11 protein-coding genes are annotated in these 11,477 nt (G+C 40.1%); 6 read left to right on the forward strand and 5 right to left on the reverse strand.

The annotated features are described in order from the left end of the window. From VGE44_RS10910 to VGE44_RS10925, 4 genes are all read left to right on the forward strand, one after another. Window positions 1-212: hypothetical protein (locus VGE44_RS10910; protein ID WP_331078890.1), on the forward strand; the 212-nt coding region annotated here is incomplete at its 5' end. A gap of 171 nt (window positions 213-383) precedes the next feature. Continuing rightward, window positions 384-1,439: a tetraacyldisaccharide 4'-kinase gene (gene lpxK, locus VGE44_RS10915; RefSeq protein WP_331078892.1), complete on the forward strand. Its 1,056-nt coding sequence runs from the start codon at window positions 384-386 to the stop codon at window positions 1,437-1,439. Beyond that, the gene (locus VGE44_RS10920; protein WP_331078894.1) at window positions 1,411-2,226 is read left to right on the forward strand and encodes a purine-nucleoside phosphorylase; all 816 of its coding nucleotides are present in this window, start codon (window positions 1,411-1,413) and stop codon (window positions 2,224-2,226) included. Before lpxK ends, VGE44_RS10920 begins: the two co-directional genes overlap by 29 nt. Then, window positions 2,226-4,232 carry a putative porin gene (locus VGE44_RS10925; RefSeq protein WP_331078896.1) on the forward strand — a complete coding sequence of 669 codons (2,007 nt, stop codon included), beginning with the start codon at window positions 2,226-2,228 and terminating at the stop codon, window positions 4,230-4,232. Before VGE44_RS10920 ends, VGE44_RS10925 begins: the two co-directional genes overlap by 1 nt. Before the next feature lie 86 nt (window positions 4,233-4,318). Here VGE44_RS10925 and VGE44_RS18440 read toward each other — a convergent pair whose 3' ends face one another. Together VGE44_RS18440 and VGE44_RS10930 are read right to left on the reverse strand one after the other, a co-directional pair. After that, the gene (locus VGE44_RS18440; protein ID WP_414649324.1) at window positions 4,319-4,648 is read right to left on the reverse strand and encodes a four helix bundle protein; all 330 of its coding nucleotides are present in this window, start codon (window positions 4,646-4,648) and stop codon (window positions 4,319-4,321) included. A gap of 35 nt (window positions 4,649-4,683) precedes the next feature. Continuing rightward, the gene (locus VGE44_RS10930; RefSeq protein WP_414649325.1) at window positions 4,684-5,871 is read right to left on the reverse strand and encodes an asparagine synthetase B; all 1,188 of its coding nucleotides are present in this window, start codon (window positions 5,869-5,871) and stop codon (window positions 4,684-4,686) included. A 189-nt stretch (window positions 5,872-6,060) separates the two neighbouring features. Between VGE44_RS10930 and VGE44_RS10935 the strand changes: the two genes are divergently transcribed. Then, window positions 6,061-6,498 (forward strand): peptidylprolyl isomerase, encoded by a 438-nt coding sequence (locus VGE44_RS10935; protein WP_324486520.1) that lies wholly within the window; start codon window positions 6,061-6,063, stop codon window positions 6,496-6,498. A 92-nt stretch (window positions 6,499-6,590) separates the two neighbouring features. Then, the gene (locus VGE44_RS10940; RefSeq protein WP_331078900.1) at window positions 6,591-7,118 is read left to right on the forward strand and encodes a DUF5606 domain-containing protein; all 528 of its coding nucleotides are present in this window, start codon (window positions 6,591-6,593) and stop codon (window positions 7,116-7,118) included. Window positions 7,119-7,348: 230 nt separating this feature from the next. On the opposite strand, the gene rlmH is transcribed toward VGE44_RS10940, so the two are convergent. From rlmH to VGE44_RS10955, 3 genes are read right to left on the reverse strand one after another with little or no spacing between them, the layout of a single operon-like run. Next, window positions 7,349-7,822 (reverse strand): 23S rRNA (pseudouridine(1915)-N(3))-methyltransferase RlmH, encoded by a 474-nt coding sequence (gene rlmH, locus VGE44_RS10945; RefSeq protein ID WP_331078902.1) that lies wholly within the window; start codon window positions 7,820-7,822, stop codon window positions 7,349-7,351. Window positions 7,823-7,862: 40 nt separating this feature from the next. Further along, a complete protein-coding gene (locus tag VGE44_RS10950; protein ID WP_331078904.1) occupies window positions 7,863-10,511 on the reverse strand; it encodes a gliding motility-associated C-terminal domain-containing protein in 2,649 nt (882 codons plus the stop codon). Between the two features lie 47 nt (window positions 10,512-10,558). After that, a complete protein-coding gene (locus tag VGE44_RS10955; protein ID WP_331078906.1) occupies window positions 10,559-11,425 on the reverse strand; it encodes an SDR family oxidoreductase in 867 nt (288 codons plus the stop codon). Window positions 11,426-11,477: the final 52 nt, after the last annotated feature.

Genomic DNA, 11,477 nt, shown 5'->3' on the forward strand with positions numbered 1-11,477 from the left:
TGCAGAAACTTTGGATACAAAATATTACAATTACGACTGGTTTAGTGAATACAAACACCACACCTATGCTGTTAAAAACAATGCAGAGTAACAGGATTCAGCCGGAAAAGCTGATTACACACCGTTTTACATTCGACAAGATATTAGAGGCCTACGAGGTATTTGGTAATGCTGCGAGAGAGAAAGCGATAAAAGTGATTATTAGTGATTAACAGCAAGCAGCTGGATTGAATATTTAAGGCGGGAATACCCGCCTTTTTTTACTTTGAATTCAGTATCATAATGACTCTCATTATCCTTGAATTTTAATCCCTCTCAATACCCTGATAAATTCAGGACGCTAAGCTTAAGATCAATTATGTATTTTTGCCCTAAGCTTAAGAATGAAACTAGTCCGACTATTATTATTCCCCTTCTCAATCCTGTATGGCCTCGGAGTGATACTTCGAAACCTTGCCTACGATTTCGGGATACTTAAGTCGCAGAAATTTGAGCTGCCTGTAATTTCAGTTGGGAATTTGTCGGTGGGTGGTTCCGGTAAAAGCCCGATGACCGAATACCTTGTCCGCTTACTTAAGGATAAGTATAAAATCGCAACATTAAGCAGGGGCTATGGCCGTAAAACTTCAGGTTTTCTGTATGTAGATACAAATTCACTGAGTTCAGAATCTGGCGATGAACCGCTTCAGTTTAAGCGTAAGTTCAGGGATATTACGGTAGCTGTTTGTGAAAATAGAACAGAAGGTATTCTTCGTCTTGAAAAGGATCATGAACTGATTATTCTGGACGATGCTTTTCAGCACCGATCGGTGAAGCCGGGATTAAACATTCTGCTTTTTGAATACGGTACTTTATTTAAACAACAATGGCTTCTTCCCACTGGCGACCTTAGGGAGCCTCTGTGGGCGATCAACCGTGCCGATATCGTGGTTATATCCAAGTGCCCGGAAAAGATGAACTCCGAGCAGCAAAATGCGATACGTAGTAAATTCCGTGCTGATACCTTGTTTTTTTCTTTTCTTAAGTATGGGGATTTAAAATCATTCAATCAAGATACTCCCGGGCGGAGTCTTAATTCGATAAATGAAAAAAGTAAGGTCATTTTATTAACGGGTATTGCCAAAGCATCACCCTTGTTAGCAGAACTGGCTTCCTATGGTCCTGAACTGATTCATCATCAATATCCTGATCATCATCAGTTCAGCGACAAAAATATCGCTAAACTTGTAAACGAATTCAATGAGCTTACTGGAGATGACAATTTGATCATCACCACTGAAAAAGATGCTCAACGACTAAGAACGGCAGGCATCATTGAACATCTAAAAGATCTGGCTATTTATTATCTGCCGGTTGAAGCGGCGTTTAATGAGTCTGAAGTCAAGAAATTTAATAATTTAATAGAAGAATATGCATCAAAATCTACAGGCAACAACTGATTACATCAAGAAAAAGATTGGTGATTTTGAGCCAGAGATTGGAATTATTTTAGGTACCGGTTTAGGTGGATTGGTAGAAGATATTGAAATTCTCCATAGTTTAATGTACTCCAATATTCCAAATTTCCCGATTTCAACGCTTGAATTTCATTCCGGTAAATTAATTTTTGGAACACTCAGTGGAAAAAAGGTAGTTGCCATGCAGGGCCGGCTTCATTATTATGAAGGTTATGATATGAAGCAAATCACTTTTCCTGTCAGAGTGATGAAAATGCTTGGGATTCAAAAATTGTTTGTTTCCAATGCAAGTGGTGCCCTGAATCCGGAATATCGCAAAGGCGATCTGATGATCATTCACGACCATATCAATATGCAGAGTGATAATCCGCTTCGAGGCAGGAATACTGCAAGTCTGGGACCACGTTTTCCGGATATGAGCGAACCTTACGACAGAACAATGATCGAAAAGGGCATGGAAATTGCCCATAAGAATAATATTCGCTGCCATTCAGGAGTTTATGTATCTGTAAATGGACCGAATCTTGAAACAAGGGCTGAATACCGCTTTTTACGTTTGATCGGAGCTGATTCGGTTGGAATGAGTACTGTACCGGAGGTAATTGTTGCCAATCATATGGCTCTTCCTGTTTTTGCTATTTCAGTGCTGACAGATGAGGGCTTTCCGGATACTTTGAAAGTGGTATCATTAGAAGAGATCTTAAAAACTGCAGAGGAAGCTGAACCCAAAATGACTAAAATATTAAAAGACCTCATTCTGGAAATTTAATGATCAAACGCTTAGCCTCAGGATTGTTTTTATTGCTGTATCTGTTTAATTCGGATGCATTCGCTCAAAGAACCATGCGGGCAGAAGGTAGTGTGGGTTCTTCAGGCCGTATGGGTCAGACGGGAGAGCGTGACACTTCCCTGAATAAAACCAGTGATGCGGATTCTGTTTATTATTATGCCAAAGATATCCGGTACACTACTATCAGATTACTGAAAGAAGGTACCCAGACCAGAGGAATTGATACAACGGTACATAATTTTCAGAATTTCAGTCCATTATATCAGCCTAAGACGCCTACTATCGGACTTGGGAGTGCCGGCATCGCTTATCGTGAAATGCTTTTCAGTCCGTCAAAAACTATTGGTTTCGATGCAGGATTTCACAGTCTTGACCTCTACCGCCTGATACAGGATTCGATTAAATTTTATCGGGCTAAATCACCCTATACCGAATTGTATTATGTGAATGGGAAAATTCATGAGCAAATGTTTAAAGTAACTCATTCACAGAACGTAAAACCCAATTTTAATGTTGGGGCGCACTATAACCGCCTGACCGGGGATGGTTTTTATGTCAATCAAAAAGCTGATCATTTGAATGCAGCACTTTTTGCCTGGTATGAATCACCCAAGAAGCGATATAATATCCTCGGGGATGTTATTTTTAATACCTTAAAGGCAGGTGAAAACGGATCCACCAGGAATGATACTATTTTTAAGGAAAGTTCCCTTGATAAAAAAGCTGAGCCTGTGTATTTGAAAGCAACAGGGTCAGACCGCCCGATGCAGACCTGGCGGCAGACCCAATTCTTTATTAAACAGCTTTACTATATTGGCAGAATTGATAGTCTCCAGGGTCCTGATTCTTCAGCACGGATTTTACCCACACAGCGTGTATCCCATACCCTGACTTATACCCGCGATCAATATAAGTTTTTCAGGAATGAAGAGGATTTATATGGAGCTTTTCCTACTCTTCCTTCTCAATCGTTTACATTGACCAACGATTCAACCAAAGTATCGAATCTTAGAAACGAGTTTACCTATAGTTTTTACCTGAGGGGGAAGGCATTGAGTTTCATAAAGAATGAACTTAAACTCGATCTGGGTATTCAAAATGATTTGTATCATTATGAACAATTGGCTTATGAGACGAATTTCTCGAATACAATGCTCAAAGCAGGTCTGGGATACCGTTTTAGTGATAAAGTAAATATTGATGCGGATTTGAATCAGATCGTACAGGGTAAGAATGCAGGGGACTTTTTGTATGAGGCTAATACCAGCTTCTTATTGAGCAAATCGATAGGCAGGATTGTACTTGGGGCATATGTTCAAAATAAATCTCCTGAACAGATGTATGAGCGGGTTGATTATCAGTACCATAGCTGGAACAAAAACTTTGATAAGTCAAAGATCAGTAACCTTTCCTTTCTGTACCAGAATCTGAAATATAAACTGGCTGCAAAAGCTGAGTATTTTCTGGTAAGTAATTATCTCTACTTTAAAGAAACTGCGAGTGCAAAACAGATTACACCAGATCAGTTTGGGACTAATATTAACCTGCTTAAGCTTAGCCTCTCCAAGGATTTTAAGTTTGGTAAGTTTAATCTCGATAACCATATAGTTTATCAAAAGACTGATTTTCAGGATATTATCAGAACCCCTGAAATATATACCTATAACAGTTTCTACTATGCAAGCAGGCTTTTTAAGGTACTTTACACTAATGTTGGGTTCGATGTTCGTTTTAATACCCCATTCAAAGCTCCGGCCTATGCAATCAACGTGAGCCAATTTTACAACGACAATACTCCCCTTGAATATTCTACTTATCCGGTAATGGATGTTTGGGTAAGGGCAACCTTAAAGCGGGCTAATCTGTTTCTGAAATATGATTACGTCAATCAGGGATGGCTTTCAAGAGGATACTATACCGTGAGGTCTTATCCGATGCAGGATAAAGTATTAAAGTTTGGGGTTAGCTGGAAATTCTATAATTAGTTGACAGTTGACAGTTGACAGTTGACAGTTGACAGTTGACAGTTGACAGTTGACAGTTGAAAATGGCTGATAAATTAATGAAATTATCAGGCATTTTTAGGTTTAATCAAATTGGTTTTTGTGGTTTTGAGGATACTGATAAGGAGTCTGAGTACTTCTGGACAATCATTATTGATCGTGCTATATTCATCCTGATTTATAAATCCAGTATCTTTTAAAAGGCTTATCCAATATTCAGTTTCATTAGCTTCATTCAGGGCGATATCCATTTTATGAAGAAAGTCAGCAGATGACTGGGCATGTTCCGCCTCTCTGATTTGGGCAGCTATTGATGTGCCGCTTTTTAATAGTTGTTTTGATAGAACAAATTCTTTCCGCTCTTCAGACAGAACTTTGTAAATCCTTATTGTTTGGATTAATTGTCAACTGTCAACTGTCAATTATCAATTAATCAGGTTTTCTGTTTCTTCTTCTTCGCTGCCGGGAATAACACATTATTAAGGATTAGTCTGTAGCCGGGTGAGTTGGGATGAAGATTCAGATCGGTAGGAGGGTCACCAACCATATGCTGATAATCTTCCGGATCATGCCCGCCATAAAAGGTCCACTGGCCTTTTCCATACTCTCCATGGATGTAACGGGCTTCATCACTTGTTTTGGTTTCACCCATCACAAGTACATTTGGCTTAATGACACTCTTCCTGAATGCAGTCGTCTGGCCCATAAATCCTTTCACCACTTTATCATGGTTCTGGGTAAGCATGGCAGGCACTATATCCCACTTTGCAGAGAATTCAAACAGAGTAAAAAAGTCATTTGTACGATTTAATACTTGCGAACGGATTGGAGTAGCATCTATATTCGAAAATTCATTGTTTGCAGGATTCATATCCAGCTTGAAGTTCTGAAATGCAAAGGTTTGATTAAAATCAAGTTTCGACTGAGCTTTCGGGTCGGAGGTGTCACCATCAAAAACACGCTCTGCGATATCCGTTCCATTAGCAGCCAGCGCAATATCAATGGTTTCAGGTCCGGAGCACATCGCAAACATGAAGCCCCCACCTGAGCAGAAATTCCGGATGTTTCTGGCTACCTCCAGTTTCATTTCCGACACTTTGCTAAAGCCATTTTTTTTTGCCGTGGCTTCCTGCAATTTCACATCTTCGATATACCAGGAGGCATTTCTGAATGCACTCCAGAACCGGTTGTATTGCCCTGTAAAATCTTCATGATGAAGATGCAGCCAGTCGTATTTCGGCAGTTCGCCTTTTAAAACTTCATCATCATACAAAATATCGTAAGGAATTTCGGCATAGCTAAGTACCATAGTCACAGCATCGTCCCATGGTAACTTGTTTTTGGGAGAGTAAACAGCAATTTTCGGGGCTTTCTCGAGTTTAACCATCTCCATGTTTACTGAAGGGTCGGTAACTTCATTCAAAATCGCATTCACCTTTCCATCAGCAAGCACTTCGTAAGACACTCCTCTGATCTTACATTCCGATTCCATGGATTGGGTGTATTTCATCAGAAAACTACCACCCCTGTAATTTAGCAGCCAGTCGGTTTCCAGACCATTCTTTAGAGCCCAGTAAGTGATACCATAGGCTTTTAAATGATTTTTCTGGTCTTCATCCATAGGAATAAGAATGGAGGCGGCCTTGCAAACTGCAGTTAAAAGGAGGAAAAGAAGGGTTAATCTGGCTTTTAACATCGGGTATTATAACGTTCTACAGTATTTAAAGGTATAAAAAGAAGAAGATATTTGAAGAATTTCATCAATTGACCGAAATAATTACCTTTGTCTTCCAATGTTAAGAAAACAAATATGAGCAAAGCAATTATTAAAACAGAGAAAGGTGATATGACCGTTCAATTTTATGATAAAGATGCACCAAATACAGTTGCAAATTTCTTGAAATTGGCCAAATCCGGTTATTATGATGGTGTAACTTTTCACAGAGTGATTAATGATTTTGTGATCCAGGGTGGAGACCCGACAGGTACAGGTGCCGGTGGCCCGGGATATAGTATTGATTGCGAACTTGAGGGTGAGAACCAATACCATGACAGAGGTGTCCTTTCTATGGCTCACGCCGGTCGTAATACAGGTGGTTCACAGTTTTTCATTTGCCATAGCCGTACAAATACTTCTCATCTTGATCGTAATCATACCTGTTTTGGTAAGGTTATTGAGAACGTAGATGTTGTTGATGATATCCGTCAGGGTGATAAAATATTAGGAATAGAGATTGTTGAAGAATAGATGTGAGATTTGAGATGTGAGATTTGAGACGTCTGTAAAGCGTCCGTTAAGATCTCATATCTCGCATCTCACATCTCATATCTAAAAAAAATATGAATTTAAGAGGATTAGTATCCGTATCCGGTAAACCGGGATTGTTTAAACTGATTGGCCAGAATAAATCGGGCTTTATTCTGGAAACACTGGATGAGCAGAAGAATAAGATCGTAGTCAACATCAGTACTGCAAAGATGGCCTCTTTAGAAGATATTACCGTTTTTGGTGATTCGGCTGATTTGAAGTTGAGCGATATTTTTCTGAAAATGAAAGACAGCAAAAATTTACCTGATGCAAAAACTGCTGATGGAAATGCGTTGCGTGCCTACTTTACAGAAGTAGCGCCAGATCACGATCAGGAACGTGTTTATGCTTCTGATATGAAGAAAATCATCAACTGGTTCAGCATCATTAAGGATCTGCCTTTATTCAATGAAGAAGCTCCCGAGCCAATAACTGATGGATCTCCGGTTGCTGCAGCAGAAACTCCGGTTGTTAAAAAACCAGAGCCTGTGAAAGAAAAACCTAAGGCTACCAAGGCTGCAGGAAAGAGCGCTACGCGTTTGTCGCAGAAATCTAAATAGGAAATAGGAAATAGGGAATAGGGAATAGGGAATGGAAGATTGATAGTCCATTTCCAATTTCCCATTATCTATTTCCATATTTCCAGAAATCCCATCTTCAAAAGAACCGAATAATCGCATACCCAATTGCAATAGCAATTAAGATCATTATCCAAAAAAGCCTGCTTTCTTTCGATCGGTTACCGGAGCGAAATCTGTAATTTCTTTTATAGTCTGCCATAATTCACAGCTTAATCATGATGATAAGGTTCTCCTTTTAAAATGGTGCATGCCCGATAGAGCTGTTCAGCAAAAAACAGACGGATCATCTGGTGTGAAAGTGTCATTTTAGAAAGGGATATTTTTTCATTGCTTCGCTCATAGACCTCATTACTAAATCCATACGGACCTCCAATGATAAACACTGTGTGTTGTAGTCCACTTACCATTTTTTTATTTAAATATACTGAAAAGCCCCTGGAACTGAACTCTTTGCCATTCTCATCAAGCAGAATTACATGGTCTGTACTCTGAATATTTTTAAAGATAAGTTCTGCTTCTTTGCTTTTTTGTTGTTCTTGTGAAAGGCTTTTCGTATTCTTTAATTCCGGGATTTCGAGTATGCGGAATGGGATATAATGTTTCAGGCGTTTCAGATAGATTTCAATCCCTTCAATCAGATATTTATCTTCTGTTTTGCCTATGGTTAAAAGGGTGATTTTCATCTGATAGCAATTGTTTTATTATCTGTGCCGGCGGGCATTGTTAACGTAATATAGTCACCGGACCTGTTTTTTTGATCATATTTCCATTAAAATCGACGGCATCAATCAAATAATAATAGGTCCCAACCGGTAAGGGTTCATTATTGAAGGTTCCTTTCCAATGATTAAAAAGATTGTCCGATACAAACATAGAAACACCGAATCTATTAAAGATCTGTATTTTGTAGGATTTAATATTGGTCATGCTGATCACAAATTCATCATTCAAAGCATCGTTATTAGGCGTAAATGTGTTGGGGATGAACAGGATATTGTTTGCACTGATCATAAACTTGCCTTGTGCAGTGGATGCACTGCAAACCGAGCTCTTAAAGACTGTCAGGCTTACATCAAAATCACCCGCACTGAGGTAGGTATGTTCGGGATCCTTATCAGTAGAGGTATTCCCATCCCCAAAATCCCATAAAAAAGCATCTGCATCTGTCGATTCATTGAAAAATCGGACACGGATAGGGAATGAAAGTTTTGCAGGTGGCTTTGGCTCTGAACGGAATGAGGCAATAGGATTCTTGTAAATCGGTGGCACACGAATGCTATCTGTTTCGGTGCTGCAATTACCCCTGCTTAAAGTCAGGGTATAAGTACCTGCTACTGCTTCACTCGTTACCGGTATTTCCGGCGATTGCAGATTGGAACTGAAATTATTCGGACCTGTCCAACTGTAAGTCACATCAGTTTGCGCGGCAGTACTGAGCCTGATTACATCAGTCAGGCAGAAATCAGGTTTATTGACAATGATTACAGGTTTCGCCGGACTTAATGCCACAATGATCTCTTGTGTGAAAACGCTGATACAGCCTGAGCTTCCTTCTGCTTCGAGGCGAATGGTCTTGGTTCCTCCGCTGGAATAAGTAATCGTATTTACCGGATTACTGCCGCCGGGAGGAATATTTGAACCTGCTCCAAAATCCCATCGGAGTTTCTGGAAGTCTTTGGAGCTATTCGTAAAAGTAAAACTTTGCCCGACAGTGCAGGGATTATTATTGGTTATAACAAATGAAGCTGTTGGTGTTTGACCGATAGAAGCTACTGTAACCTGGGCAGGGTCACTTGTACAACCATTCAGGCTAACAGTGACAGAATATATACCCGCCTTGCCAGCACCATCAACCGGCACTTTGATCTCTGTAGTGCTTGCGCTAAAGCCTCCCGGACCGGTCCAGGAATAGCTTCCACCATCCACCAAATCAGCCTTCAGGCTTATTGCTTCGCCAACACAGTATCTTGTTTGTAGTCCACTTATTTTTGGTGCATCGGGCTTTATGACGTGCATGAAAGTTTCAGTTTGAACAATCGAGCAACCATCATTGTTCTTAACCTGTAAAACAACTGTTTTCAATCCGCTTGTACTGTAGGTCACAGTGCCAGGATTTTGGTTAGTGCTTCCGGCAATACTTGCACCTTCTCCAAAATACCATTGGATAGTTGTGAAATCAAACGCTTCACTACTAAATGTATAAGAAGGGCTCGAAGTACACAGATTATTATCTACTTTCTTAATTTTTGCTGAAGGACCTTTAAATAAACCAGTTCCGGCTTTGCCGGCTTTGTCGGTGAAGGCAATTTCAAATCCATTATTACCAGCTGAGGCGTTATTTACAAGGAGTGCGTAGACATAACCCTTTTTCATGGTGATGAACTGAACAACACCATCTTGGCCGGTCCCACAGCCGCTTGCCTCCTTTAAATCAGTTGCGTTAAAGTCTAATCCTGTTTGTACATACGTTGCTTCATTCGCGCAACGTTGATTGATACCTTCCCCAGCGGCACATCTGATTGCATTAGAGGCTAAAGGATTCTGTGTATTACCTTCAGGTCCTAATTCATATAATACCCAGTCAATATCGTCCCTTTTGCTTGGTGTAATTGTAAAGACAAGTGTTCCATCGTTGGCAGCTGTCCATTTATACCATGCAGAATTTGTTTCTGAAAATGCAATGCCGGGTTGAACATCCAGGCAAGTTCCTACTGCTTCATTGGGATTTAAACCTGCCCCTGCTATATTAACTTCTCTTATTATGCTCTCAATTGAGCAGATTAACGATGCTCCTGAGAAATCCTGGCCTGCTTTAATTTCAGACTGATAATTCTCAATACAAAGTTTGAAAGTGCCTGTACTATTATTAGCCCCGCTAATTCCAATGAAATAGGTAATGCCAGGAACTAATCCTGCACCGGTTATAATAGTTGTATTGCCATCTTTTAATGTTTGTACAGTCCTTTGTGTGCCATCACAACCATTGTACAAACGAATTTCAGGTGATTGTAAAGTACCACTACCCGGAGGACCACTAACAGTCACCTTAACCTCAAAATTTCTTGCAGTAAACTTAAACCATACATCATTCCCAGTGCCAATGAAAGAAGGGCTTGCGTTTATATTGGTGTATTGTCCATTGCCTGAACAATATTCACGGGCGTCAGTAATTTCAATAGCATTAGCGCACTCATCGTTTGCAGGTTGAGCAAATGCAGTTAACACTGAAATGAAAAGAAGGAAAAAAAGTGAAATGTATCTCAATTTTCTGATATAGGCTTTTACGAAAATACGGAAAAACCGTCCTGGTTGGTTCATTGTTTGAACAGTGATTTTTATGATCCGTGCGATTAATATGATTCGTACTATCATATTAATCAGATAAATCACCTGAATCATGGTTCAGACAAATGGAAAAATTACTTATTCAAAATCCCCTTTCTAACCTGAGCTTTCATCAGTTCACCATCTGGGTCGAGGCTTGTTTTTAATTTTGTGAAGGCTAATGTACCCTCAGAAGTGAGGTAACGGACTTTAGGATTCGGATCATTGAGGCATCTGATGATTACCGATGCGATATCTGCCGGCTTCTGAAAGGCCTTTTCCTTAAATTCTTCAGTGAAAGTAGAGCGGTAAGCCATATAATCTTCCATCAAAGGTTTATAGTCATCATTCAGAATACCACCAGTTGACTCGAAGTATTCAGTCAGGCTATTGCCAAACTCTGTGATCGTGCCTCCCGGCTCAATTAGTGATACATTGATCCCGAAATAGGGCTCCAGGTATGTTGCAAGGCTTTCTGTTAAACCTTCAAGTGCAAATTTTGCGGCGCAATAAATCTCGTTTACCGGAGAACCTACAATTCCCCCAACCGAAGAAACATTGATGATATGTCCGCTTTTTTGCTTGCGCATAAACGGCATTACGGCTTTGCTGCAGCGGATAGGCCCGTAGAAGTTAACATCCATTACCTGCTGAATTTCTTCCATGCTTGCCTGTTCCATCGGTTTGATAAATCCGGCACCTGCATTATTGATCAGTACATCAATTCTTTGTTCGGCTGAAATGATCTCTGAAATGCATGCCGCTATGCTTTTTTCATCCTGGACATCCAGTTGCAGAACCCGGAGTTTAACTTTTCTTTTATCAATTTCCTGATCCAGCAAAGCTCTTTTACTCAGGTTGCGCATGCTTGCGTAAACCTGATGGCCCTGTTCAGAAAGCTGAACCGCAGTTTCGAGTCCGATGCCGGTTGAAGCCCCGGTAATTAGAATTACTTTTGACATGATGCAATATTTAGAAAACAGATTTGATTAAAAGCAAAAAGCCAAAAGTATT

The organism is Daejeonella sp. (assembly GCF_036405355.1).
Lineage (GTDB): Bacteria > Bacteroidota > Bacteroidia > Sphingobacteriales > Sphingobacteriaceae > Daejeonella.